The following is a 24,909-nucleotide window of genomic DNA, read 5'->3' as shown; positions in this document are numbered from 1 at the left end:
TGGCATTCTGCGCTGCTTCATCATTTTACGTTTATCAAAGCATTACTTCAGCCATTTCACTAAGCTCATAATACTCATCCAGCCCATAACCACAACTACCAGCCAGCCTGCCCAACGCATCCATTGGGGGTGATTGTAATTTTTCATCAAGTCTTTTTTATAAGACGCGGTAAGTATAACAGCAAGTGCCACCGGCAGTATAAGCCCGTTAAGGGCGCCCGCCATAACCAGCAGGTTAACAGGATTATCGAACAGTAAAAACAGCAGGGTGGAGCTGAGAATAAACCCGGTAATCAGCAGTGGCTCACGCTTTTGCAACATGGGGTGGAATGTTTTGATAAAGCTAACCGATGTATAGGCAGCACCCGTTACAGATGTTATGGCTGCACTCCACATTACCAATCCAAAAAAACGGTAACCTAACCGGCCTGCGGCAGATTGAAAAACCGATGCCGCCGGGTTTTGGGTTGCCAGTTGTACACCCTTTGCCACAACACCAAACGCGGCCAAAAACAAAACGCAGCGCATAATACCGGTAACAATAATACCGCTTACCGCGCTGCTGTTTACCTGCCGTATGCTGCCAGGCCCTTTAATGCCCGCATCCAGCAGGCGGTGTGCCCCTGCAAAGCTTATGTAGCCGCCTACGGTGCCGCCTACCAGGGTAATAATAGCGGCAACATCAATCTTTTCCGGCATAATGGTATGCCTAAGCACCTCGGCAACAGGCGGCCGGGAGCTTATGGCCACATACAACGTGACGCCAATCATTAAAATACCAAGTGCTTTGGTAAAAATATCCATCATGCTGCCCGCCTCTTTCATCCAGAAAATACCTAACGCTATCACGCAACTTAATATAGCGCCATAAGAGGTATCAAGGCCGGTAAGCACATTAAGCCCAAGGCCGCAGCCACCTATGTTGCCAATGTTAAAAGCAAGACCGCCCAACGCTACCAATACCGATAAAAATGAACCCAGGCCCGGCGCCAGTTGATTGGCCAGTTGCTGTGCTTTTAGCCCACTGGCGGCAAGTATGCGCCAAATGTTTAGCTGGGCGCCAATATCCAGCAGTATGGATATCAGTATCACAAAACCGAAGCTTGCGCCCAGTTGCTGTGTAAATAAGGATGTTTGTGTAAGAAAACCCGGCCCAATGGCTGAGGTTGCCATTAAAAATGCCGCACCGAGCAGTATGCTTTTTTTACCGGGCTGATTGGATGACAATGTTGTTTTCTTTAAAAGCGTGATAAATTTCTTTAGCAAAATTTACCGCATGCTTACCATCGCCATGCAGGCAAATGGTATCTGCAGTTACGGATATAATGGCATCATCAACAGTGTTTACCGTTTGGCGGGTAACCATTTGCAATGCCTGCTTCACGGCTTTATCCGTGCTGTCGTTAAAAGCGTTGGGCTGGCTGCGGGGTGTAAGGCTTCCGTTATTTTGATAGGTACGGTCTGCAAATACCTCCGATGCCGTACGCAAACCTATCGCTTTTGCTTCTGCTATGGAATGGCTTCCGCTAAGGCCGTATAACAGCAGTGAAGCGTTAAAGTCTTTTACCGCCCTGGCGATAACACAGGCCAGTTGTTTATTAGCGGCGCTCATATTGTACAACGCCCCATGCGGTTTTACATGGTGCAACGGTGCATCCAGTTCATCGGCTATCTTCTTAATAGCCCCCAGTTGGGTTATCATAAGCTGGTAATAACCTTCATCAGCGAGCACCTGCTCCTTCCTGCCAAAGTTTTCTTTGTCAGCAAAGCCTGGGTGTGCTCCTATGGCTACACCGTGGTGCAGGCATAGCGCTATGGTATGGCGCATGGTATCAGCATTGCCTGCATGGTAGCCGCAGGCAATGTTGGCCGAGCTGATAAAAGACATCAGCAGGGCATCGTTGGGCAGCCCTTCGCCTATGTCGCAATTAAGGTCTGTGGTAATGGTCATTTCCAGAAAGAAAGTGCTGAAGCTGTAAGTTACATTGCTGTTGCAGTTGCTGCAAATATTGCTGCTGTTTGGTGTAAAGCTGTTCGGCTTCCTCTATGTTAACCAGCGTAAACTGTAGCTGCTGCTGTATCTGCGCCTGTGCCAGCAGGGGCATGGCAGCAGATGTTACATGCGCAATACGCGGGTAGCCGCCGGTAGTTTGGTGGTCGGCCATAAGCACTGTAAGCTGCCCGTCGGGCATAAGTTGCACAGTGCCCTTTGTAACGGCTGTTGAAATAACCTGCCCATTTGCGGCATGCAATACCGGGCCGTTCAGGCGGTAACCCATACGGTCGCTTTGTGGCGAAACCCGGAAGGAGGATGTTTGAAAAACAGCCGTGTCATCCTTGCCCAGCCAGGTAAATTCACGCCCTTTTATACAATGTATAAAGGGCCATGCTTCGTATAATGGCGATGCATCAGCCCGTACCGGCGTAGCTATAACCGAGCCCCCCGGCAATGCGGCAAAAGCAAAGGATTCCATCCTGCTGTGCACCGTATCGCCCTTTCGCAAGGCCAGCCCATGATAACCGCCAGCCTGTACACGCAGGTTGGTACTGTAACTGCCCATCCAGTAACTGGCGTCCCATCCGCCTTGTATGGCAACATAGCACCTGGCGCCCCATACAGGCTTTACAAAAGTTAATACAGAACCTGCTGAAACAATAATGGCTGTATGCAATGGCGCAGGCTCGTTGTTGATAACAGCAGTAAAATTGGCGCCTGCCAGCGCAACCATGCAGGCCTTGTTAAACAGCAGGCTGCAGGCAGGAAAGTGCACTTCAATAACCGTTTCTCCTGCTTCATTTCCTACCAGCATATTGGCAATGGCGGCCGCCGCTGTATCCATAACACCACCGGGATTTATACCCTGGTGCTGGTGGCCATAACGGCCTTCATCCTGTATCGTATCCAGCAACCCGGCCTTTAATACGGTAATGCTCATGCAAGGTTTTTAAGGTGAACAAACTCTTCAAGGCTAATGGGCACAAAGCTAACCGTATCACCCGCGTTTACATAACAGGTATTTTTTTTAGAGGCATCGAACATCTGCACAGGCGTTTGCCCTATAATATTCCAGCCACCGGGGCTGTTTAGTGAGTATATCCCTGTTTGGCGGCCTGCAATACCCACACTTCCTGCTTCTACCATCAGCCGTGGGCGGGCCAGGCGGGCTGTGGCTATACGGTCGTCAACCGTGCCCATGTAAGCAAAGCCCGGTAAAAAACCAAGCATATAAACATGATAAACAGGCGAAGAATGTATGTGTATAATCTCTTCAACAGAAAGACGTTTTTCTTCCGCCATGCGCTCAATATCCGGCGCAATGCCTACATCATAACACACCGGAATTTTCATGTGCGAAGTTGTAACGACCCGATCCCAAACGCAGTTTTCCAAAAGGTTTTCCAGTATGCGGCACATGTGTTGGTAAATGCTGTGTGGCTCCTGCTTTTTTACCTGGCCCATGTTATACAAAACAGTTACAGAAGTATAAGCCGGTATTATATCCTTTACTGCCTCGGGAGCATTGTTTGCAATATGCTGGTACAATGCCATTACCCGCTGGTGCGTTTCAAGGTTAATGGTATCTCCCAACTCAATGGTAACAGCGTTATCTCCACAAGGGTATATCTGGTAGCCTGTCATACATATTTTTTATTGAAGCCGTAGCTGAATATCGTTAAACCGGTATTATAAAAAAGTAAGCATTTTTTGGGGGTGTCCCCAAGCTGCGCAAGGGGCCGGGCTTTTCGCTCATACTCCGGCACAAGCCTATGCTGCGATGGCCTCACCGGGGTATCCGCTTCAATCCCTCACCCGAAAGTCCGTTGCCGGTTACCGGTGTGTTGCGGTTGCTTTGAGGCGATGAAGTGCAAGCGCCGCTAACATTGAACAATAGAACACCAAACAGTTACAGCCTGCTGCCCAATGCTGCATAGCGTACAAAGCGTACAAGTGAGTGACACAACGATGCATCATAGCAGCACTACTGCCCGTCCCATAAATATGCTGCTTAGGCGTATGCGCAGCATTCGCCGCCTATCCTACACAATTTCTTTACCAAAGGGCATCAGCGATAACTCCACCAGCTTCAGGTGCTGCTTTGCAAACGGTATTCCTATAATGGTAATAAACAGCAGGCAGGCAAATACAATGTGTACCAATGCGGTGTACCAGCCCCCACAAAGTATCCAGATAATGTTAAAGAGTACCGGCAGGCAGCCACTGCTGTTGCGCCCGTTTACTACCCGCCTGCCGAATGGCCATAATACCATGGCTGCAATTTTAAAACATTGTAAACCGAATGGAATGCCGATAATGGTGATGCACAGCACAATACCACCGATAAGATAACCGAGGGCGCTTAAAAAGCCGCCGAAAATAAGCCAGATAAGGTTGCCTAATAAATTCATGCGCAAAAGATAAATAAATTTATAAGCAGTTACACGGCAATTAAAAAACAGCAAGGTAACATTGATGCCAATGCCATGCAACAGCGGTATTGATAAACGGTTAAATAATGCCTGCTGTCTTAAATTGGCCTTAATAAAAGGGGCACTTTCTGTGCATGTTTGTAAAAGAATGTTTATTTTGACGGGCAATATCCTTATGTAATACACCTATTTTGAAAAACCCGTGGCGTATATTATTCTTTCTGATTTTTTCCGCAGTGCTTTTCTCCTGCAAAAGGCATGCTGATGAAGCGCCCCTGGCTAAAAAAGGTATTTTAGACTTAACCGGTGCGAACCTGGGCCTGCGGCCCCTTCAACTGGACGGCGAATGGGAGTTTTATTACAATAAATTATTAGGCCCTGCAGACAGCAGCAAAGCCACATCGTACACCAACTTTCCCGCATTGTGGAAAGAGATAAAGGTTAACGGTAAATCATTGCCATCCCAGGGTTATGCCAGTTACAGGCTTACCGTTTTGCTTCCCAAGAGCAGGCCTGTGCTGGCCATAGAAATACCTGATACCTATACCGCTTACAGGCTGTTTGTTAATGGCAGGCTGTATGCGCAAAGCGGCGTGCCGGATACCACCAAAGCCCTTACCAAACCACACTGGCTTACCAACGTGGCGCCGTTTGGCCGAAACATAAGAGATACTTTGCATTTACTGCTGCAGGTAAGCAACTTTCATCATTCCAAAGGTGGTTTATACAAGCATGTGCTTATTGGTGAAAGACAAACACTGATGCTTAAAAGGGACAGAAGGCTAACCGGGGATTTTCTTTTGTCAGGCTGCCTTTTTATGGGCGGGCTGTTTTTTTTAGGCCTTTATTTTTTTGGCAGGCACGATAAAGCCATCCTGTATTTCGCTTTGTTTTGCATTGTTTATTGCTACCGCATTGTTGGCGTATCGCCCTACTCCCTGCATACTATTTTGCCGGAGCTTAGCTGGCAATTAACCATACGGCTGGAATATATTTCATTAAGCCTTAGCGTATTTCTTTTTGTTGGCTACATAAAGCACCTTTACCCGGATGATATTTACAAGCCCTTCTTTCCGTTTATGAGTGCGTTTGCCTTATTTTTTACCGTACTGCCCATAGTTACAGCACCTGTTTTTTTCACCGGCCTCATCAACATTTTTTTGGGGGCCATGTTCTTTTACATTGCCTATGCCATTTACCTTTTTATTAAAGCGGCGGCCAATAAAAGAATGGGGGCAAGCTATGCCCTTATGAGCACAGGCGTTATTATGGCCGTTTTTATTATTATCAATCTTAACTACCTGGTGCTGGTTGAGTTTCCTTACTACCTGGCGGTTTACCTGGGCTACATCTGTTTCTTTTTCTGCCAGTCACTTATACTCTCCTTCAGGTTCGCACAGGCGCTTAAACAGGCCAAACTGCAGGCGGAGCAGGGGCTTAGGGCCAAGTCTGAGTTTTTATCAACCATGTCTCATGAAATACGCACCCCGCTGAATTCTGTAATTGGCACAGCCAACCTAATGCTGCAGAGCAGCCCCACCACTACACAAAAGGAATACCTTGATGTGTTGCTTTTTTCAGCCAACAACCTGGTGGCCATTGTAAACGACATTTTAGATTACAACAAAATAGAGGCGGGCAAAATAGTTTTTGAAAGTATTGAAATGGATATTGCCGCCATTGCCAAAAACATTATCGCAGGCGCAAAAACCAGCGCTACAGACAAGGGTATTGAGCTGCGGATTGAAACCGACCCAGCTTTAAAAAACAAAGTATATGGCGACCCCACCCGCACCAGCCAGGTTATTTACAACCTGGTAAACAACGCCATTAAGTTTACCAACGAAGGCTGGGTTTGCCTGCGCATTAAAATAAAACAGCAGGCAGAACAAAACATAGCCATTTTGTTTGAGGTAGAGGATACCGGCATTGGCATTGAAGCCGCCAAGCAGAAATTGATATTCGAGAAGTTTACGCAGGCAGATTCCTCTACTTCCCGCGGTTATGGCGGCACAGGGCTGGGCCTTGCCATTTGCAAACGGCTGCTGGAGCTGCAAAACTCCAACCTGCGGTTAAGGAGCCTGCCCGGTGTAGGCTCGGTGTTTTATTTTACCCAGGTTTTTCCCCTGGGCTCTGCCATAGAAGATGTAAAAAAAGCTGTTGTTAAAACAGCGCGGAAAGATGCCACACTTGATGGCATTAACATACTGCTGGTAGAAGATAACCAGATGAATATTTTTATAGCCCGCAAAATGCTTGCCCACTGGCAGGCGAATGTAGATGTGGCTGAAAACGGTAAGATAGCCGTTGAAAAAGCAGCCGGCAAGGAGTATGATATTTTGCTGATGGATTTGCACATGCCGGTTATGGATGGTTATACGGCTACCAGGCAGTTGCGGGAAAATGGCTGCAGTGTTCCGGTAGTAGCTTTAACAGCGGCCATACCTTCAGAAGTAGAGGAGAAAGTGTTTGAAGCCGGCATGAACACGATACTTATAAAACCCTACAGTTCCAATGAACTGCTGAATGTTATTTTGCGGGAGGTGGGCAATGTAAAGCAGGAGAGCTAAGAGCATCGAAGCATCTTTTACTATACATTATAGCAAACGGCCCCGCCAAGGGGCCGTTTGCATTATCCTTAAAACATTCAATCATTAAACACCCAGGCTCCAGCCATCGCGGTATTCGCGTTTTACAAACTGGTTGGCATCATCAAAGTTGGTAATTTTCATGTTAGGGCCATCCCACAGCAGTTTAATATGGCGGCCGGGGTAAGTCATATCCTTATCTACCTTCTTTTGAATATTATAGCTGCGTATAGCCAGGTTGCCCATCAGCACGCTTTCAGTAAGCGGGCCGGCAATATCAAAGTTAGAGCTAAGTTCTTTGGCCTGTGTGCTGCCGTAACCGGCAATAGCCGCTTCAACCCAGGCCGCGTAGTGGCCGTCGTCGCCCATGGGTACCCGCTTAAGTGTTTTGGGCACATTGGCTGTAGCTGTTTTTGATGTTGGCAGCAACTGGGGGTTAATACCATACGTACCGCACATCATATTGCCTTTGCTGCCCAGGAAAATAGCGCCGTTGCCGCCATCGCCCATTACTTCGTTGGGCCCAAGTTCTGCTGGCCTTTCGGGTTGTATGCCGCCATCCATCCAGTGCAGCTTCAGATCGGGTTTACCGTTCTGGCCTTTAAACGTGAGAATGATATGAGAAGATATCGGGCCACTGTCCGGGTAGTAAGCCGCATTCCAGTTTTGTATGTATTTGGTAGAAACGCTGCACTCGGCAGAAACAGGGTAACCTAAGCCCAGCACCGCGAATGGCGGGGCCATAATATGGCAGGCCATATCGCCAAGGGCGCCCGTACCGTAATCCCACCAGCCGCGCCAGTTAAACGGCAGCAAGCCTTCAAAATATTCTTTTTTAGGTGCGGTACCCAGCCACAGGTCAAAATCAACTTCAGAAGGCACAGGGTCTCCGCCTTTTGGCCTTTCAATACCTTGCGGCCATATAGGCCTGTCTGTATAGCAGTAAACAGTATGCACGTCTCCCAGCAGGCCGGCATTGTACCATTCCTGTAGCTGGCGTACGCCATCGCCGCTGGCGCCCTGGTTACCCATTTGGGTTACCACTTTATAACGGTGTGCAGCCTGGGTAAGCATACGGGCTTCGTAGATATCGTGTGTAAGCGGTTTTTGCACGTACACATGCTTATTTAACTGCATGGCCGCCATAGCTGCCACAGCATGGGTATGGTCTGGTGTGGAAACAGAAACCGCGTCAATGGATTTTCCTTCTTTTTCCAGCATCTCACGAAAATCGCGGTAATGTTTTGCCTTGGGATACTTCTTCTGCATAGGGGCGGCCTGCCTGTCATCCACATCGCAAAGGGCAGCTATTTCAGCTTTACCGCTTTTGTAAAAGTTATTCAGGTCGCTGGTCCCCTTGCCGCCTACGCCAATACCTGCCACAATTAACTTGTCGCTCGGGGCTACAAAACCCCTGCCCAGTACATGGCGGGGCAGAATATACATTCCCGCAAAGGCAGTGGCCGTATTGCGGATAAAATTCCTTCTTGAGTTGTTAGAGGAATGACCGGAAGCTTGTTCCCTGTTTTTCATGTTTAAAAATCGTTAGTATGAGTAATGAAAGAGTTGTGAAAATAAAGAAATATGCTGTACTTAAATTTTGTTGGGGTAAAATAATAAACATCTTTTACCGAAGAAAAAGGGTATAACGGAGAAAACCAACCGCATGTACCCTGCAGAATAGTTAAAGAAAACAAAATTGTACTGTATTGTTTGCTAAAAAGGTTTTAGCAAAGCAGCCGGCACACCTACCCGGTGGAAAATGCTGCGTAGCGAATCTAACCGTACAAGAGTGCGACGCAACGCAAGCCAATGCTTGTCCTGCTGCCGGGCTCATAAAAACTCTCCTTATGAATGTAGCCGTCAACTTATATTTCAATGGAAGCAATCATGCTTATTTCCACATTTACCCCCTTGGGCAAACCTTTTACTGCTACCGTTTCCCGGGCGGGAAAATCGCCATTAAAATAGGCGCCGTACACTTCGTTTACGTCGGCAAAGAGGCCCATATCACTCAGAAAAATGTTGGTTTTTACCACATGCTCAAATGTAAGCTTCGCCTCGCTGAGTATAGCGCCCAGGTTTTTCATTACCTGGTGGGTTTCTTCTTTTATACTGCCCATAAGCAGTTGGCCGCTGCCGGGGTCAAGCGCTATCTGGCCACTGATAAACAATAAACCGCCGGCCTTAACTGACTGGCTGTACGGGCCTATGGGCGCCGGCGCATTGCTGGTATTAATTACCTGTTTGCTCATGGTGATACAATTGTAAGTGGCAAATGAATGAATTTTTCCTCAACAGAGCAATCTATTTTTGCAGGGCAAAAACGCTTTATGAAGTTAGGCATACGGGCAAACGGGTATCAACAACGGGTATTGCTGGCAAAGGGGTTAAGCCAAAAGGCCGATATTACCTGGCTTACGGCCGGTGGCCACGATGATACCGGCAGTTACAATGCCTGCTTTGATTTTTGTTACAGCAGCGGCCCGCCCGTTATAGGGCAAACCTATGCTCCCGTTTTTGTACATGCGCCTGTTATAACTGCCGATAGCATGCCTGAAAACTTTGTGAGAATGAACACATGGCCCGGCTTTTGGGAAAATAACGGGCTTGAAATAACCGGCAGTGAAAAAATAAAAGAAGCTGCGGGCTTAACACTACAGGCGCTTGGCTGGCCTTTTACCTGGGTGCCTAACCAGCCTGGCATGATAAGCGGCCGCATTGTGGCCATGATTATTAACGAAGCGTATTTTGCCCTGCAGGAGGGCGTTAGTACCCAGGCAGAAATTGACACCGCCATGAAATACGGCACCAATTACCCCTATGGGCCTTTTGAATGGGCGGAAAAAATAGGCCTGAAAGAAATTTATGCCCTGCTTACCAGCATGGGTGTGGGCAATAACCGTTATACTATTGCACCGGCATTACAAAAAGCGGCAAATGAACAGTAATTTTTAAACCTGGCAGAAAAGAAAAAGCATGGCACTGATACTGCATATTGATACCTCTTCGGAAAAATCGTTTGTTATTTTATCGGATAATGAAACTGTGTTGCACAGCGAAACCAACGAGGTTTCTAAAAACCATGCTGCTTTTGTGCAGCCTGCTGTAGAAAAACTGGTTAACAAAACGGGCATACAATTAAGGGATATTGATGCTGTGGCGGTAGTAGCAGGCCCTGGCAGTTATACCGGCCTGCGTGTGGGGCTGGCCAGCGCCAAAGGTTTGTGCTATGCACTTGATAAGCCATTATTAATGCTGAACACACTGGAATTAATAGCTCTTGGAGCCAAGCACAGTATGGCTGGATTAGCTGATAATGAAGAAGGATTGCTTTTTTGCCCTATGATTGATGCCCGGCGTATGGAAGTGTTTACGGCGGTGTACGATGAAATGTTGCAACCGTTGTTAAATCCCCAGGCCATGATTCTCGATGAAAACGCTTTTGGGGAGTATCCCCCAACTAAAAAACTTATTTTTTCGGGCTCGGGATCCCAAAAATTTAAGAATATTAATAAAAATTCAAATGCGTATTTTTTAGAAGAAAATTATTCTGAAAAGTCTATCATACAGCTATCCTGCCAGTTATTCAATAAATATCAATTTGTTAACATAGCTTACGCAGAGCCATTTTACGTAAAAGAATTCTTCACTCCCATTAAAAAATCCTGAATAAACTAAAAATCTATCACTATATCTGCTTAAAATTTACTGTTTAAAAAATTTTATAATATCTTTATATTGTTTTAATTGATATCTAAAGAATTCTACAACCTCATGAACACTCCGAATCAAGTTGTTTTTATAAATAATGGCGCGGATGGTGAAGAGCATATCAAAATTGATTACCTACACCTGAAAAAAGCTTCCCTTATACTTAGGGCCATGAACCATAAGCTACGCCAGCAAATGGTAAAACTGCTGGATGAGCACAAGCGGATGACAGTAACCGAAATTTACGTCAAACTGCGGCTTGAGCAGTCGGTGGCATCCCAGCACCTCGCTATCCTGCGAAGGGCGGGCATCGTGGCTACCCAGCGGGATGGAAAGTTTATTTATTACCACATTAGCTACAAACGTGTAAAAGAAGTGAGCGATTTTGTGGAGGACCTGGTCGGGTAGTATTCCAAAAAAGTTAACCCCTTAACCACCTCCTCATCCCACATCGTACATCATACATGGCAGTTTAGGTATCTTTGCTGTAAATATGTTCTATGTACATACAGCAATTATATACGGGTTGCCTTAGCGAGGCGGCATACTACATTGAGAGCGAAGGAAAGGCCGCCATTATTGACCCCATGCGGGACATTGAGGAGTACCTGAAACTGGCCCAAAAACGCAACGCTTCCATCCAATACATTTTTGAAACACACTTTCACGCCGATTTTGTAAGCGGTCACATTGATTTAAGCAAAGCCACCGGCGCCACCATTGTTTACGGCCCGGATACAAAAGCGGCTTTCTCTTTTCACCTTGCCAAAGACGGAGAAACATTTAAGCTGGGTAAATTAACCCTGCAGGCGCTGCATACCCCTGGCCATACACTGGAAAGCACCTGCTACCTCTTGCTGGATGAAAATGGTAAACAACATGCCGTTTTTACCGGCGATACCTTATTTGTAGGCGATGTGGGCCGGCCAGACCTTGCTCAAAAAGGAGATTCCCTTACCATGAACGACCTGGCGGGCATGCTGTACGACAGCCTGCAAAGCAAAATTGCACCACTTAACGATGATGTGATTGTGTACCCTGCCCATGGCCCTGGCAGCAGTTGCGGTAAAAACCTGGGCCCCCAAACCAAAAGCACCGTGGGAGAAGAAAAGAAAAACAACTACGCATTGCAGGCTGCAACCCGGGAAGAATTTATTAAAGCCGTTACAGACAACCTGGAAGCACCGCCGCAATATTTCCCGATAAACGCTAAAATAAACAAAGAAGGATACGAACATTTAGACCGGATTATGGAAAAAGCACTACAACCACTATCGCTGGCTACATTTAAAGAAAAACTGGATGATGGCAACACCATACTGCTCGATTCAAGGAACGGCAACGATTTTATTAACGGGTTCGTTCCCGGTTCTATTAATATAGGCCTCGAAGGCCGCTTTGCGGAGTGGGCTGGCAGCCTGCTGCCTTTTGACAAAAACATAGTACTGGTAACAGAACCCGGCAAAGAGCGTGAAACCGCGGTGCGCCTGGCAAGGGTGGGTTTTGAAAAAATTGATGGTTACCTGGATGGTGGTTACGGCGCCTGGAAAAATGCCGGCGAACCGGAAGACATGATTATTGAAGTGGAAGCCGACGAACTGGCCATGGACCTGCCGTTTGACAATAACCTGGTGGTAATAGATGTACGCCGCGAAGTTGAATTTGCCGAAGGCCATGTAAAAAACGCCGTTAACCTGCCCCTGGACGAGTTGACAGATCCCGGCAGTATGGCCAATGTAAAAGACACCGATAACCTGTACCTGCATTGCGAAAGCGGTTACCGCAGCATCATTGCCGCGTCTCTCTTTAAAAGACAGGGCATTCACAACCTGTACAACGTGCAGGGCGGCTGGAACAAAATAAAGGAGCAGGGCAAAATTGAAACCGAAAAAAGCGAATCAGTCTTAAACTAACATTTAAACTACCGGTTACCCCGGTAGTTTTTTTATGAGCCCGGCTATTGGAACAAGCATTAAGCATCGTTGCGTCGCACTCTTGTACGTTCTGTTCGCTATTGGGCTTTGCCCACAGAGTAGGTTTGGCCTTGCGTCTCCGGCAGCTTTAGCTGTTCAATATTCCTTTGTTCAAAGTTTAATGTTGGCGGCTGCGCCGCTGTGCGGAATTTACAGCTCCGGAGTTTGTTAACAATAAGCCTGCTCAGGCAGTAACAGGTTTATTTAATGCTTTCCAAAGCAGGTCTTTTAATTCTGTAAGCCCTTTGTTGGTAATAGAAGAAATAAAGCAATGCGGTATATCCGAAGGCAGTTCTTGGCTGATGGCTTCCTTCAGTTCATCATCCAGCATATCAGATTTACTTACCGCTATTACAAAATCTTTCTGCAACATTTCGGCATTGTACTCTTTCAGCTCATTCAGCAGTATGTCAAATTCTTTCCGATGGTTAGCGCTATCGGCAGGTATAAGAAACAGGAGTACCGCGTTACGTTCAATATGCCGTAAAAACCGATGGCCAAGCCCCTTGCCTTCTGCGGCTCCTTCAATAATGCCGGGCAAATCGGCTATGCAAAAAGACTTTGAGTCGCGGTATTCTACCATGCCCAGTTGCGGTGTAAGCGTGGTAAAAGCGTAGTCGGCAATTTTAGGTTTGGCTGCCGTAATAACAGAAAGCAATGTTGACTTACCGGCATTTGGAAAACCTACCAACCCCACATCTGCCAGCACTTTCAGTTCAAGGGTTTTCCAGCCTTCTACGCCGGGTTCGCCCGGTTGGGCATGTTCCGGCGCCTGGTTAGTGGGCGTTGCAAAATGTTGGTTACCCAACCCGCCACGGCCACCCTTCAGCCATATTATTTCCTGGCCGTCTTCCAGTATTTCTGCTTCCTGTTCGCCGGTATCCTCATCTCTTGCCACGGTGCCCAGCGGCACTTCTATCACAATATCTTCCCCGTCTTTACCGGTGCTGTTGTTTTTGCTGCCGCCTTCCCCATTTTGCGCTATCACGTTCTTGTAATAACGCAGGTGCAGCAATGTCCATAACTGGGCATTGCCTTTTAAAATAATATGGGCGCCGCGGCCGCCATCACCACCATCCGGCCCGCCTTTGGCAGTAAGCTTGTTACGTAAAAAATGTTTACTGCCTGCGCCGCCATGGCCGCTTTTGCAAAAAATTCTTATATAATCAATAAAGTTGGTCTTCTCCATTCCTTGCCCGTTTGCAGCGGCAAATATAAGCCTTGCCGGTCATGTGGCTGGCCGGCCGGCATTTAAGGATTAAGCTAAGTATGAAAACCAATAAAAGCAGCAGCCTGGCTGCAAAAAAACCGGTAGCTGCACCCCTGGGTGAGGGATTGAAGCGGAAAGCCCGCAACCACCGTAGCCTTAGCGGAGGTGGTGAGGACTTGCAGCGAAAAGCCCGACCCCTTGCGATAGCTTGGGGGCACCCCAAAAAATTTCCTTAACTATTTTGTAATAGTGGCTTCGCATTTACGTAATAGCAGGTGGGGATATTGCATGATGCGTTTTATAACACTTATACTTTTGTTACTGGCCATTGGCATTTCTTACCGCAATGCCCGGCAAAACAGGAGCTATGCTTTTGTAAAAGAACGCAAAACCATAGAAACCCTGCAAGCTAAAAAAGGCGTTATACGCAATATAGGTTCCAACGAAGACCCCGTTTACATCATCACTTTCCAGGAGCAAAGCATCAACCTCTTTCCATGCAACCTGTCAGCAGAATTTATGCACAACAACAAACCCGTACAATTCAGCGGCAATATGAAATACATGTACCCTCTGGAAGATGAATACGGCCAGTACTTTGAGATAAAAGAAATGAAAGAGGAATAACAAAAAGTACCATACCAGCCTGTTTTTAACGCCGCCAAACCTGCAACTTTACCCGCATTTTTCACCCGAATGCCGTAATTTGGGCACAAACGATTGCTGATATGGAACAATACATTCTGGCGTTCGACCAGGGCACTACCAGCTCAAGGGCCATCATTTTTAACAGGGAAGGAAGCAGCATATCTGTTGCGCAAAAAGAGTTTACGCAAATTTTTCCACAACCGGGTTGGGTTGAACATGACCCCAACGAAATATGGAGTACCCAACTGGGCGTGGCCGCCGAAGCCATTACCAAAGCAGGGCTTACCGTTAACAACATAGCCGCCATTGGTATTACCAACCAGCGGGAAACCACCATAGTGTGGGACAAACAAACAGGCCAGCCCGTTTACAACGCCATTGTATGGCAGGACAGGCGTACCGCCGGCTACTGCGACAGCCTTAAAGCGGCCGGCCATGCCGCGTCTATACAACAAAAAACCGGGCTGGTGATAGATGCCTATTTTTCCGGCACCAAGCTTAAATGGATATTAGATAATGTGGAAGGCGCCCGGCAAAAAGCCGCAGCCGGCCAGCTTTGTTTTGGTACCGTAGACACCTGGCTGCTTTGGAAGCTTACCGGCGGCACTGTGCATGCTACGGATGTAACCAACGCGTCCCGCACCATGCTATTTAATATACAAACCCTGCAATGGGATGATGAATTGTTGCAACTGATGAATATACCGGCCAGTCTTTTGCCGCAGGTAAAAAGCTCCAGCGAAGTGTATGGCCACACACAAAACATCTTAACAGCCAAAAACATACCTGTTGCAGGCATTGCCGGAGACCAGCAGGCGGCGCTTTTCGGGCAAATGTGCACACAGCCGGGCATGGTAAAAAATACTTATGGCACCGGCTGTTTTATGCTCATGAACACGGGAGAAAAGCCTGTTGCCTCAAAAAACAACCTGCTTACCACCATTGCCTGGCAGGTTAACGGCATAACCAATTATGCGCTGGAAGGCAGCGTGTTTATTGCCGGCGCCGTGGTACAGTGGCTGCGGGATGGGCTTAAAATTATCCGCAACTCCGCAGATGTGGAAAAGCTGGCCCTGCAGGTTAACAGCAGCGACGGCGTGTACCTGGTACCGGCTTTTGCCGGCCTGGGCGCCCCTTACTGGAACCAGCATGCACGTGGCACATTTACCGGTATTACCCGCGGTACTACAGGCGCTCATTTTGCCCGGGCGGCGCTGGAAAGCATCGCTTTTCAAACCATGGATGTACTAAAGGCCATGGAAGCCGATGCCGGCGTGGCGGTTAAAGAACTGCGGGTTGATGGTGGCGCCACCGCCAACAATTTGCTCATGCAGTTTCAGAGCGATATATTGGATACGCCTGTTATAAGGCCGGTCATTACAGAAACCACCGCCCTGGGCGCAGCTTACCTTGCAGGGTTAGCGGTTGGGTATTGGAAAAACACAGAAGAAATAAGCAGCCAGTGGAAGATGGATAAGACCTTTACGGCCGCCATAAGTGAGGAGCAGCGAAACAAACTATCTAAAGGCTGGCACAGGGCCATTAAAGCTGCACAGGTTTGGGCGGAAGAAGAATAGCTGCAACTCCCGCTGCTTTGGAGAGGGCGGGGGCGAGGCCGTACAACTGATTAGGGCGCCTGCCCACGCTAAGGCGATGGGCACCGGGCAGAACTTCGTTCGCAACCTTCGCCAAAGCAACATTCAGTTGCTTCTACTTGGTTGTGCTCATACTCCGGCACAAAGCCCTGCTGCTATGGCCTCACCGGGGAGAACTGCGTTCGCAACTTTCGTCAAAGCAACATTCAGTTGCTTTTCCTCAGTTGTGCTTCAATCCCTGGCGCGGTGGTGACGCAGCGTAAGTATTGGCCAGCAGCAAAAATTCATAGCTTTAACAGCGAAGTTGTATATTACCATCCATCATGGCAACCGGTGGTTGCCGTCAGCATAAGCTAATCATGAACAGGCAGGCAGCATTAAACAGGTTACATAACGAGAAAGATTGGGACGTCATCATTATAGGTGGTGGCGCTACCGGCCTGGGCGCCGCTGTAGATGCGGCATCCCGCGGTTACCGCACTGTACTGCTGGAAGCGCATGATTTTGCCAAAGGCACATCCAGCCGGGCCACCAAACTGGTGCACGGCGGCGTAAGATACCTGGCACAAGGCAATATAAAACTGGTTAAAGAAGCCCTGCGGGAAAGGGGCTGGCTGCTTAAAAATGCGCCGCACATAACATCAGACCTGTTGTTTGTTATACCCGTGTACAGCTTTTTTGAAAAGATGTTCTACGGCATAGGGTTGGGCATGTACGATTTATTGTCTGGAAAATTAAGCCTGGGCAAAACAAAATGGTTAAGTAAGAAGCAAACCATACAGCATTTGCCGGACCTGAAAGAAAAAGGCCTTGCCGGCGGCATTGCCTATCACGATGGCCAGTTTGACGATGCCAGGCTGGCGGTAGAACTTGCCAAGACTGCTGTAGAGCATGGCGCTGTTATTGTTAATTACAGCAGCGTTACCGGGCTTCTTAAGCATGGGGAGAAGGTAAATGGCGTTACCGTACAGGACAAGCTTGACGGTACAACCTACCAGTTAAATGCCCGGGCCGTTATTAATGCCACCGGTGTTTTTGCAGACCATGTGATGCAGATGGATGAACAGCAGCACAGCGATATTGTAACGCCAAGCCAGGGCATACACCTGGTAGTGGATAAAAAGTTCTTTACCAGCAATCATGCCCTCATGATTCCCAAAACAAGCGATGGCCGGGTGCTGTTCGCCGTGCCCTGGCACAACAAAGTGGTTATTGGCACTACAGATAATGAAGTGCCTGAAATTAGCCTGGAGCCCAGGCCCCTGCAGTCTGAAATAGAATTTGTATTACAGCATGCCAACAAATACTTTAAAACCAATATTGAGCGCAGCGATGTTAAAAGCATGTTTGCCGGGCTGCGGCCATTGGTAAAACAAAAGAATGCCGAAAACACCGCTGTCATCCGGCGGGATCACACTATCATTGTTTCAAAGGCACACTTAATTACCATTACCGGCGGCAAATGGACTACCTACCGCAAAATGGCCGAAGAAGTGGTTAACCAGGCTGTAATTACGGGCAGGCTGCCAAAACGCACCTGTATTACCAGCAACCTGCCCATTGGCGGTACCGAAGCGCTTTACCCGCGTCAAGACAATAGCCTGCTGCACAAAGACTTTGAGATACAGGAAAAAGACATCGCTTTTTTTGTACAGCACGAAATGGCTGCAACTGTGGAAGATGTACTTGCACGCCGCACCAGGCTGTTGTTCCTGGATGCCGGGATGGCCATAGCAAAAGCCCCAGCCGTGGCCGCAATAATGGCCCGGTACATGAACAAAGATGAAGCCTGGCAGCGTGAACAGGTAGAAGCGTTTAATGCTACGGCTAAAGGGTATATTTTATAATTAATCTTTTTACATGCCCTAAATTTGCAAGCTGAAAACAAACTTAATGCGTGCCATAGAGAACAGTTATGAACTGCAAGAAGACAAATCAGCACATTATCTAACATTTTTCTTCATCAGTAAAGGCTTTCAACACGTAGTTAAAGTAATTCAATATTCGTTAGTACAAGAACTGAAAGGAAGAAATGTCTACAATCTTGGTTTTGGAGATTATGATTTAGAAAACGATATTATTGTCGACAGTATAAATTCAAACAACGGAGATGCCTATAAAGTATTTAATACTGTTCTAAGTACAATTCCACTTTTTTTTGAGAAGCACTACAACGATATATTAATGGTTCAAGGAAGTGATGGGAGACCTGAATTTGTTGAACACTGCAGGTTAACTTGTACAAAAAAATGTACCGTTGAGTGTAAAAATCACAATAGGAGAATTAACATATACCGTGGTTATGTTGACAAAAACTACAAAAAGTTAAGACTTGATTATCATTTTCTTGGAGGTTTTAAAAATGAGCAGCGGCAAACTATTCTTGAACCTTACGAACCTTACAAAAGGTATGATTCGGTCTTTTTATTTAGAAAAGCATAATTTTATACAATGAAACCTAAAACGGTAAAATCTAAGGAATTGGTTAATGTAACTGAATCCGGGCTTTTGTCTTTAGTTGCCTCAAAACTCAAAGACAGAGTTTTGTTTCCTAAAAAGGTTGAAAACGCAAAAAAATATTTGCGAAAAGTAAAACCCCAGGTCTCTCAAAATTTTCAATAGTAAATTAAAGGTGTCAAAAAACGATACCTTTTTTAATGCCGCTTTGCCCTGGGATTTTTCAACTTTTGTTATGTTGTATCCAGATTAATTTATTTCATCGCCTATCTTTACCATTCAAGGAAATGGTGTCTTCCTGTTATAAACCGCTCAACCGGGAGCTGATGGCGCCTGCAGTAACAACATTGTACAATGTGCTTTTAAATTATTTGCAGGCATGAAATCAAAAACCAATTCACCAGAACATCTCCGCATTCTTTTACACCTTTTTAAATGGACGTTATTGGTACTGCCAGTAGCCGCTGTAACAGGCTCTGCGGTAGCCCTGTTCCTTTGGCTGCTGGATATGGCAACCAGCCTGCGCCACAGTTTTGAATGGCTCCTCTACCTGCTGCCGGTGGCTGGGGTAGCTATCTACTTTATGTATAAATATGCCGGTAAAAATGCGGAAGCAGGCAATAACCTGATCATGGATGAAATTCATGAGCCCGGCGGTGGTGTGCCGTTGCGCATGGCGCCGCTGGTACTGGCTGGCACCATTATTACCCACTTATTTGGTGGCTCTGCCGGCAGAGAGGGCACTGCCGTACAAATGGGCGGCAGCTTTGCAGGTTTATTTGGCAAATGGTTTAAACTTACCAGCGAAGACATAAGCATATTGTTGATGGCGGGCATAGCAGCAGGCTTTGGGGCAGTGTTTGGCACACCCGTTACAGGCGCCATTTTTGCGTTGGAGGTTTTGTACATAGGCCGTATTAATCACCGCGCCTTACTGCCCTGTTTAATGGCAGCGGTACTTGCGGATGTTGTTTGTACCGCCTGGGGTGCCCATCACACCCATTACCAGATACTCCTTCACAAACTGGTAGCTGCCAATACGGAAAGCCTCTTTAAAATAAACGGCTTGCTATTGCTGAAGGTAATCATGGCAGGCATTTGCTTTGGCCTGGCAGGTTACCTGTTTGCGGAGGTTTCGCACAGCATAAAAAACATCACCACCCGGTACATTAAAGTATCCTGGTTAATACCGGTAACAGGCAGCGTTATAGTTATAGCATTGGTTTACATTAGTGGCACCACAGATTATCTTGGCCTGGGCGTTACCAATCCTGGTAGTGGCGTAAGTATTGTGTCTTCTTTTCAGCCTGGCGGCGCGGGTTATGCAAGCTGGCTGCTTAAGCTGCTGTTTACGGCTATTACACTCGGCACCGGCTTTAAAGGCGGCGAGGTAACGCCGCTGTTCTTTATTGGCGCCGCATTAGGCAACAGCATCGGTGTTGTTACCGGCGCCCCCATTGACCTTATGGCTGGCCTGGGTTTTATTGCCGTTTTTGCCGGCGCTACCAATACCCCTATTGCATGCACTATAATGGGGGTAGAACTTTTTGGGGCCGAGCATACGCTATATTATGCCGTTGCCTGTTTTACGGCGTATTACTTCAGCGGGCATACAGGCATTTATCATTCGCAAAGGCTGGCATTTTACAAAACCGGCGATAACGATGACAGAACTGAGAAAACACTTAAACAACTGCGTACAGAAAGAATAAAAAAACTTTGGCAGCGCTTTAAAAAATAAACTTCAAATATTGGTCATCGGAGAAAAAAAGGCATTTTTTAGATACCGGCAATAGTTTTTCATGGCATCATCGTTGCGTCGCAAGCACTTCATCATTTTATTCATTGGGCGGCTTTTCAGACCCGGGTAGTGCGGCGGTTGAACACACATTAAGGCGATGAGCACACGCAAGGCGATGTATTGACTTCCCGCAATCCTCCGTGTTTCCGTGGCAAGATTTCTATATTTTTTTACCTACACGGGAAAAAAATTTGGCTGATATCCTATTCATCGTAATTTTACGATATAATATTAATTCAGATGGGAGCTACTAAAACAGCATTGTTTACCAAAGAGCAGAATGAAATAGCCTTGATGGCCAAAGCGCTGGCACACCCGGCACGTATTGCCATACTGCAGCACCTGGTTAAAAAGAATGCCTGCGTTTGCGGAGATCTTGTTGAAGAACTTGGCCTGGCCCAGGCGACCACTTCCCAGCATTTAAAAGAGTTGAAAACCGCCGGCATTATACAGGGAACTATTGAAGGTGTCAGCGTTTGCTATTGCATTCACCCGGATACCTGGAAAAAATACAAAGACCTGTTCAGCAGCTTTTTTACGGAGGTAGATCTTTGCGGCCCGAAATGCTGCTGAGTTTTTTTGCTTTAATTAATCGCAATATTGCAATATACCAATTAAACATTTACAACATGCACACAAACAATCAACTAAAAGAAATGGTAAGGCAGAAATACAGTGAAATAGCCTTACAGGAAAAATCTGTTAACCAGTCATCCTGCTGTGGCAGCGGCAGTTGCAGTACTGATGTATACAACATTATGAATGATGACTACAGCAACCTGGAAGGTTATAACGCGGATGCTGACCTGGGGCTGGGCTGCGGCCTGCCCACCCAGTACGCCAGGATAAAAAAGGGCGACGTGGTGGTTGACCTTGGTAGTGGCGCCGGTAACGATTGCTTTGTAGCCCGTGCGCAAACAGGGGAAACCGGTAAAGTGATCGGTATAGATTTTACCCCGGCTATGATTGACAAGGCACGCACAAACGCAGAAAAACTGGGTTACCACAATGTGGAATTCCGGCAGGGCGACATTGAAAAAATGCCGTTGAATGATAACATCGCTGATGTTATTGTAAGCAACTGTGTATTAAACCTGGTGCCCAACAAAGATGCCGTTATAAAAGAAATATACAGAACACTAAAGCCCGGCGGCCATTTCAGCATTTCAGATATCGTTTTATCGGGTGAACTGCCCAGGGCTATTCAGCGGGCCGCTGAAATGTATGCCGGCTGCGTTTCCGGCGCTATCCAGAAGCAGGATTATATTGAGCTGATAAAGCAGAACGGGTTTGCCAATATAACTGTCCAGAAAGAAAAACTAATTGTTGTTCCTGATGACATACTGAAGGATTACCTGACGGCCGAAGAAATCGCGGAGTTTAAAAACAGTGGCACTGGCATTTACAGCGTAACCGTTTATGCGGAAAAGCCTGGAGCTAAAGAAACCGGCAGCGTACAGCCCAAAGAAGAAAAAGCCGCCTGCTGCGGGCCTGAATGCTGCAACTAATTACTGCCACCTAAAAGCACAATATGTCTGCAAACAACTGCGCCCCGGCGCATGAAAGAAAGCGGTTAGGTTTTCTTGACCGCTTTCTCACACTCTGGATTTTTTTAGCCATGGCGGCAGGTGTTTCGCTTGGATTTTTCATGCCCTCATCAGCCGGGGTTATTAATAATTTTTCCAGCGGTGCCACTAACATTCCTTTGGCTATTGGCCTTATACTGATGATGTACCCGCCACTTGCAAAAGTTCGGTACGAAAAAATGGGGGAAGTTTTTAAAAACACTAAAGTTTTGGGCGCTTCTTTATTTTTAAACTGGGTTGTTGGCCCCATACTGATGTTTCTGCTGGCCATCACTTTCTTAAGGGATTATCCGGCGTACATGACCGGGCTGATACTTATTGGACTTGCCCGGTGTATCGCAATGGTGGTGGTTTGGAATGAATTGGCCGAAGGTAGCCGGGAATATGCCGCCGGGCTTATCGCACTCAACAGTATTTTTCAGGTGCTGCTGTACAGTGTGTACGCGTATGTTTTTATTACTCTTTTACCGCCGCTTTTTGGCCTGCAGGGCCTGGCTGTACATATTACAATAGCAGAAATAGCCAAATCCACGGGTATTTACCTGGGCATACCCTTTGCAGCAGGGGTTATCAGCCGTTACCTTTTAATGAAGCTGAAGGGGGAGGATTGGTTTCAGAAAAAGTATGTTCCATTTATTTCTCCCATTACTTTAATTGCGCTGCTTTTTACCATCCTGCTCATGTTCAGCCTGAAAGGCGAACTTATTGTTCAGATACCAATGGATGTTTTGCGCATTGCCCTGCCACTGGTTATTTACTTTGCGGTAATGTTTGTGGCCAGCTTTTTTGCGGGCAAGTTTTTAGGAGCTGGTTATTCCCAATCAACCTCTATCGCTTTTACCGCTACAGGTAACAATTTTGAACTGGCCATAGCGGTTGCCATTGCTGTGTTCGGCATCAACAGTGGCGAGGCGTTTGCCGGGGTTATTGGCCCGCTGGTAGAAGTACCCGCTTTAATGGCACTGGTAAACCTTGCATTCTGGTTCAGGAAAAAATATTTCAATGCTTAAAAAGTTAACGATATTATCAACTGTTTAAAATAAAGAAATGAAAATTGCTTTATTCTCCGACATTCATGCCAACCTTCCGGCACTGGAAGCCTTCTTTGCTGATGTGGATGCCCGCCAACCCGATGCAATTTATTGCCTGGGCGACATGGTTGGGTACAACATCTGGCCTAACGAGGTTATTAATGCTATACGTAAAAGGGGCATACCTGCAATTGCAGGCAACTACGACTTTGGCATTGGCAGGGCCAGCAATGATTGCGGCTGCGCCTACAAAACCGATACGGAAAAAGCCAACGGCGCGGTTTCTATTGATTATACCAATGAGATTGTAAATGAAATACACAGAAATTATCTGCGTACACTGCCTGCGCATATAAACATAGAATTTCAATTGAACAACGATAAGCTAAACCTGCTGCTGGTGCATGGCAGCCCTCGAAAAATCAACGAATACCTGTTTGAAGACCGGGATGAGCACAGCATGATACGGATTATGGAGCAGGCCAGCGCAGATATCATGTGTTTTGGCCATACGCATAAGCCTTACCACAGGATATTTAACTCCGGTGAAAAAGGCGGGAATTACTACAGGCATGCTATCAATATTGGCTCTGTTGGCAAACCGAAAGATGGCGACCCACGGGGCGGTTATGTTTTACTGCACATTAACAACAACAGCAGCATTTTGGATAAGGAGAGTATTGAAGTTGAGTTTATACGTTTTGAGTATGACGTAGAAAAGGCAGCCATAGCCGTTGAACAAAGCCCACTCCCAGATGCTTACGCAGAAAGCTTGCGCAGGGGTATATAAGACCCGCATAGCTGTGCAGGTTTTACAATTGCTCACGCAAAGAACGCAGAGGCGCAAAGGAGGATAAAAGTTCCCTGGTGGCTTTGCTGTCTTTGCGTGATCAATACATGGCCGCAGGCCTTTGTTGACTAATACCCGCATAAATGCCGCCATGAAAACCAATAGCACAAGGGAGTGACACAAGGGACGATGCCATGAAAAACCCCTGCTTGTCCCAAAAAAATTCTTGCTTTAACGTACCCTATAGCTAAATATTAAATGCATGGGTATGCTTTATTTCCTTGAGCACAAACGTACTGTTCAACGTACCGATATTTTCCAGCTTGGATAATTTGTACTTTACAAAATCGTGGTATTCATTCAGGCTGCCTACATTAATCTTTAACAGGAAATCTATCTGGCCAGCTATGTGGTAACACTCCTGCACTTCTTTTAACTGCTGAATTTCCTGCTCGAATTTCTCTATAAACTCTTCGTTATGGTACCGCATGGATACCTGGCAAAAAGTGGTGATGGGCTGCCTTAACAGGCTTCTGTTCAATACGGCCACATACTCTTTAATGTAACCTATTCTCTCCAGCCGTTTGATGCGGTCGTAAACCGGAGAAACCGTTAGTTGCAGTATTGACGCCAGCTCTTTGGCGGTAATCTTTGAATCCTGCTGCAAATGCCGTAAAATACTTTTGTCTATGTCATCCAGTTCTTCCATAGCGGTTAGCCTGTTTTAAATGTTAACAATGCAGCCCCAGGCTTACTTAAAATACCTGCCTTAACATGCGGCTTAACGCCATCATATTAAAAGCAAGCATCAACGTAAATGGGCAAATTTTTACAGGAAGGATTACTTACCTGGTTTAGATTGTATTTGTAATTAGAGGGTGTTCTTACCGTGTTTTGGGATAAACCAGCAAGATTTATGAAGGTTATGGTGTTACGGCAAATTACCCATTTAACCGCAAAAAACACCGAACGAACGCTTTAAAGCCCCTATAAATCTGCCGGTTTCACCGATTAATCCGTACGCCTGTATTTTAAAAAATACAGCAGGTAGAAACCTGCCGTTATCAATAAAACTTAACAGCTTTTTT

The 24,909-nt window shown here is 46.6% G+C and carries 24 protein-coding genes and 1 riboswitch; of the genes, 15 read left to right on the top strand and 9 right to left on the bottom strand.

What is annotated here, in order from left to right:
- Window positions 1-42 precede the first annotated feature (42 nt).
- The 5 genes from F0364_RS03590 to F0364_RS03570 all read right to left on the bottom strand — a co-directional run bounded on the left by F0364_RS03590 (window position 43) and on the right by F0364_RS03570 (window position 4,407).
- The gene (locus tag F0364_RS03590) at window positions 43-1,266 is read right to left on the bottom strand and encodes an NRAMP family divalent metal transporter (protein ID WP_235921002.1); all 1,224 of its coding nucleotides are present in this window, start codon (window positions 1,264-1,266) and stop codon (window positions 43-45) included.
- Window positions 1,205-1,951, bottom strand: coding sequence for a 5-oxoprolinase subunit PxpA (pxpA, locus tag F0364_RS03585; protein WP_153796381.1), 747 nt, complete (start codon window positions 1,949-1,951; stop codon window positions 1,205-1,207). Before pxpA ends, F0364_RS03590 begins: the two co-directional genes overlap by 62 nt.
- Window positions 1,929-2,936 (bottom strand): 5-oxoprolinase subunit C family protein, encoded by a 1,008-nt coding sequence (locus F0364_RS03580; RefSeq protein ID WP_153796380.1) that lies wholly within the window; start codon window positions 2,934-2,936, stop codon window positions 1,929-1,931. Before F0364_RS03580 ends, pxpA begins: the two co-directional genes overlap by 23 nt.
- Entirely contained in the window at window positions 2,933-3,640 is a 708-nt protein-coding gene (gene pxpB / locus F0364_RS03575; protein WP_153796379.1) for a 5-oxoprolinase subunit PxpB, read from the bottom strand. Before pxpB ends, F0364_RS03580 begins: the two co-directional genes overlap by 4 nt.
- A 398-nt stretch (window positions 3,641-4,038) precedes the next feature.
- Window positions 4,039-4,407, bottom strand: coding sequence for a YccF domain-containing protein (locus F0364_RS03570; protein ID WP_153796378.1), 369 nt, complete (start codon window positions 4,405-4,407; stop codon window positions 4,039-4,041).
- Window positions 4,408-4,619: 212 nt separating this feature from the next.
- Here F0364_RS03570 and F0364_RS03565 point away from each other — a divergent pair, with 212 nt between their 5' ends.
- On the top strand, window positions 4,620-6,998 hold the full coding sequence (locus F0364_RS03565) for a response regulator (protein ID WP_153796377.1): 2,379 nt from the start codon (window positions 4,620-4,622) through the stop codon (window positions 6,996-6,998).
- Between the two features lie 84 nt (window positions 6,999-7,082).
- On the opposite strand, the gene F0364_RS03560 is transcribed toward F0364_RS03565, so the two are convergent.
- The gene (locus F0364_RS03560) at window positions 7,083-8,549 is read right to left on the bottom strand and encodes a Gfo/Idh/MocA family protein (protein ID WP_153796376.1); all 1,467 of its coding nucleotides are present in this window, start codon (window positions 8,547-8,549) and stop codon (window positions 7,083-7,085) included.
- Window positions 8,550-8,884: 335 nt separating this feature from the next.
- Complete coding sequence (locus F0364_RS03555) at window positions 8,885-9,271, bottom strand: RidA family protein (protein ID WP_153796375.1); 387 nt, start codon at window positions 9,269-9,271, stop codon at window positions 8,885-8,887.
- 78 nt (window positions 9,272-9,349) lie between these two features.
- On the opposite strand from F0364_RS03555, the gene F0364_RS03550 reads away from it, so the two are divergent.
- The 4 genes from F0364_RS03550 to F0364_RS03535 all read left to right on the top strand — a co-directional run bounded on the left by F0364_RS03550 (window position 9,350) and on the right by F0364_RS03535 (window position 12,643).
- Complete coding sequence (locus F0364_RS03550; protein WP_207632493.1) at window positions 9,350-9,967, top strand: 3-hydroxyacyl-CoA dehydrogenase family protein; 618 nt, start codon at window positions 9,350-9,352, stop codon at window positions 9,965-9,967.
- Window positions 9,968-9,995: 28 nt separating this feature from the next.
- On the top strand, window positions 9,996-10,688 hold the full coding sequence (tsaB, locus tag F0364_RS03545) for a tRNA (adenosine(37)-N6)-threonylcarbamoyltransferase complex dimerization subunit type 1 TsaB (RefSeq protein WP_153796373.1): 693 nt from the start codon (window positions 9,996-9,998) through the stop codon (window positions 10,686-10,688).
- A 105-nt stretch (window positions 10,689-10,793) separates the two neighbouring features.
- Window positions 10,794-11,138, top strand: coding sequence for an ArsR/SmtB family transcription factor (locus F0364_RS03540; protein ID WP_153796372.1), 345 nt, complete (start codon window positions 10,794-10,796; stop codon window positions 11,136-11,138).
- A gap of 92 nt (window positions 11,139-11,230) precedes the next feature.
- Entirely contained in the window at window positions 11,231-12,643 is a 1,413-nt protein-coding gene (locus F0364_RS03535; RefSeq protein WP_153796371.1) for an MBL fold metallo-hydrolase, read from the top strand.
- A 244-nt stretch (window positions 12,644-12,887) separates the two neighbouring features.
- Here the strand turns inward: F0364_RS03535 and obgE are convergent, their stop codons facing one another.
- Complete coding sequence (obgE, locus tag F0364_RS03530) at window positions 12,888-13,892, bottom strand: GTPase ObgE (RefSeq protein WP_153796370.1); 1,005 nt, start codon at window positions 13,890-13,892, stop codon at window positions 12,888-12,890.
- A 309-nt stretch (window positions 13,893-14,201) separates the two neighbouring features.
- Here obgE and F0364_RS03525 point away from each other — a divergent pair, with 309 nt between their 5' ends.
- The 10 genes from F0364_RS03525 (at window position 14,202) to F0364_RS03480 (ending at window position 23,821) form a co-directional block, all read left to right on the top strand.
- A complete protein-coding gene (locus tag F0364_RS03525; protein WP_153796369.1) occupies window positions 14,202-14,540 on the top strand; it encodes a hypothetical protein in 339 nt (112 codons plus the stop codon).
- A gap of 101 nt (window positions 14,541-14,641) precedes the next feature.
- The gene (gene glpK / locus F0364_RS03520; protein WP_153796368.1) at window positions 14,642-16,138 is read left to right on the top strand and encodes a glycerol kinase GlpK; all 1,497 of its coding nucleotides are present in this window, start codon (window positions 14,642-14,644) and stop codon (window positions 16,136-16,138) included.
- 377 nt (window positions 16,139-16,515) lie between these two features.
- Window positions 16,516-18,003 (top strand): glycerol-3-phosphate dehydrogenase/oxidase, encoded by a 1,488-nt coding sequence (locus tag F0364_RS03515; RefSeq protein WP_153796367.1) that lies wholly within the window; start codon window positions 16,516-16,518, stop codon window positions 18,001-18,003.
- A gap of 46 nt (window positions 18,004-18,049) precedes the next feature.
- Window positions 18,050-18,598, top strand: a complete 549-nt coding sequence (locus tag F0364_RS03510; RefSeq protein WP_153796366.1) for a DUF6934 family protein — start codon at window positions 18,050-18,052, stop codon at window positions 18,596-18,598.
- Between the two features lie 9 nt (window positions 18,599-18,607).
- On the top strand, window positions 18,608-18,778 hold the full coding sequence (locus F0364_RS03505) for a hypothetical protein (protein WP_153796365.1): 171 nt from the start codon (window positions 18,608-18,610) through the stop codon (window positions 18,776-18,778).
- Between the two features lie 109 nt (window positions 18,779-18,887).
- Window positions 18,888-18,956: riboswitch (Fluoride riboswitch) on the top strand.
- A 36-nt stretch (window positions 18,957-18,992) separates the two neighbouring features.
- Complete coding sequence (locus F0364_RS03500) at window positions 18,993-20,354, top strand: voltage-gated chloride channel family protein (protein ID WP_153796364.1); 1,362 nt, start codon at window positions 18,993-18,995, stop codon at window positions 20,352-20,354.
- Between the two features lie 300 nt (window positions 20,355-20,654).
- A complete protein-coding gene (locus tag F0364_RS03495) occupies window positions 20,655-20,987 on the top strand; it encodes an ArsR/SmtB family transcription factor (RefSeq protein ID WP_153796363.1) in 333 nt (110 codons plus the stop codon).
- Window positions 20,988-21,043: 56 nt separating this feature from the next.
- The gene (locus F0364_RS03490; protein ID WP_153796362.1) at window positions 21,044-21,922 is read left to right on the top strand and encodes an arsenite methyltransferase; all 879 of its coding nucleotides are present in this window, start codon (window positions 21,044-21,046) and stop codon (window positions 21,920-21,922) included.
- A 23-nt stretch (window positions 21,923-21,945) separates the two neighbouring features.
- Entirely contained in the window at window positions 21,946-23,010 is a 1,065-nt protein-coding gene (arsB, locus tag F0364_RS03485) for an ACR3 family arsenite efflux transporter (RefSeq protein WP_153796361.1), read from the top strand.
- 37 nt (window positions 23,011-23,047) lie between these two features.
- Complete coding sequence (locus F0364_RS03480) at window positions 23,048-23,821, top strand: metallophosphoesterase family protein (protein WP_153796360.1); 774 nt, start codon at window positions 23,048-23,050, stop codon at window positions 23,819-23,821.
- A 247-nt stretch (window positions 23,822-24,068) separates the two neighbouring features.
- Here F0364_RS03480 and F0364_RS03475 read toward each other — a convergent pair whose 3' ends face one another.
- Complete coding sequence (locus F0364_RS03475) at window positions 24,069-24,530, bottom strand: Lrp/AsnC family transcriptional regulator (protein ID WP_153796359.1); 462 nt, start codon at window positions 24,528-24,530, stop codon at window positions 24,069-24,071.
- Window positions 24,531-24,909: the final 379 nt, after the last annotated feature.

This window comes from Foetidibacter luteolus, from assembly GCF_009650435.1.
Taxonomy (GTDB): Bacteria; Bacteroidota; Bacteroidia; order Chitinophagales; family Chitinophagaceae; genus Foetidibacter; species Foetidibacter luteolus.
Note: the sequence above shows the minus strand (reverse complement) of the source record. Positions and strands in the feature narration are given on the sequence as shown.

Coding starts and splice junctions, on each gene's coding strand:
- pxpA (WP_153796381.1), bottom strand. CDS start 1,951: ATGACCATTACCACAGACCTTAATTGCGACATAGGCGAAGGGCTGCCC.
- F0364_RS03580 (WP_153796380.1), bottom strand. CDS start 2,936: ATGAGCATTACCGTATTAAAGGCCGGGTTGCTGGATACGATACAGGAT.
- pxpB (WP_153796379.1), bottom strand. CDS start 3,640: ATGACAGGCTACCAGATATACCCTTGTGGAGATAACGCTGTTACCATT.
- F0364_RS03570 (WP_153796378.1), bottom strand. CDS start 4,407: ATGAATTTATTAGGCAACCTTATCTGGCTTATTTTCGGCGGCTTTTTA.
- F0364_RS03560 (WP_153796376.1), bottom strand. CDS start 8,549: ATGAAAAACAGGGAACAAGCTTCCGGTCATTCCTCTAACAACTCAAGA.
- F0364_RS03555 (WP_153796375.1), bottom strand. CDS start 9,271: ATGAGCAAACAGGTAATTAATACCAGCAATGCGCCGGCGCCCATAGGC.
- F0364_RS03550 (WP_207632493.1), top strand. CDS start 9,350: ATGAAGTTAGGCATACGGGCAAACGGGTATCAACAACGGGTATTGCTG.
- tsaB (WP_153796373.1), top strand. CDS start 9,996: ATGGCACTGATACTGCATATTGATACCTCTTCGGAAAAATCGTTTGTT.
- F0364_RS03540 (WP_153796372.1), top strand. CDS start 10,794: ATGAACACTCCGAATCAAGTTGTTTTTATAAATAATGGCGCGGATGGT.
- F0364_RS03535 (WP_153796371.1), top strand. CDS start 11,231: ATGTACATACAGCAATTATATACGGGTTGCCTTAGCGAGGCGGCATAC.
- obgE (WP_153796370.1), bottom strand. CDS start 13,892: ATGGAGAAGACCAACTTTATTGATTATATAAGAATTTTTTGCAAAAGC.
- F0364_RS03525 (WP_153796369.1), top strand. CDS start 14,202: ATGATGCGTTTTATAACACTTATACTTTTGTTACTGGCCATTGGCATT.
- glpK (WP_153796368.1), top strand. CDS start 14,642: ATGGAACAATACATTCTGGCGTTCGACCAGGGCACTACCAGCTCAAGG.
- F0364_RS03515 (WP_153796367.1), top strand. CDS start 16,516: ATGAACAGGCAGGCAGCATTAAACAGGTTACATAACGAGAAAGATTGG.
- F0364_RS03510 (WP_153796366.1), top strand. CDS start 18,050: ATGCGTGCCATAGAGAACAGTTATGAACTGCAAGAAGACAAATCAGCA.
- F0364_RS03505 (WP_153796365.1), top strand. CDS start 18,608: ATGAAACCTAAAACGGTAAAATCTAAGGAATTGGTTAATGTAACTGAA.
- F0364_RS03500 (WP_153796364.1), top strand. CDS start 18,993: ATGAAATCAAAAACCAATTCACCAGAACATCTCCGCATTCTTTTACAC.
- F0364_RS03495 (WP_153796363.1), top strand. CDS start 20,655: ATGGGAGCTACTAAAACAGCATTGTTTACCAAAGAGCAGAATGAAATA.
- F0364_RS03490 (WP_153796362.1), top strand. CDS start 21,044: ATGCACACAAACAATCAACTAAAAGAAATGGTAAGGCAGAAATACAGT.
- arsB (WP_153796361.1), top strand. CDS start 21,946: ATGTCTGCAAACAACTGCGCCCCGGCGCATGAAAGAAAGCGGTTAGGT.
- F0364_RS03480 (WP_153796360.1), top strand. CDS start 23,048: ATGAAAATTGCTTTATTCTCCGACATTCATGCCAACCTTCCGGCACTG.
- F0364_RS03475 (WP_153796359.1), bottom strand. CDS start 24,530: ATGGAAGAACTGGATGACATAGACAAAAGTATTTTACGGCATTTGCAG.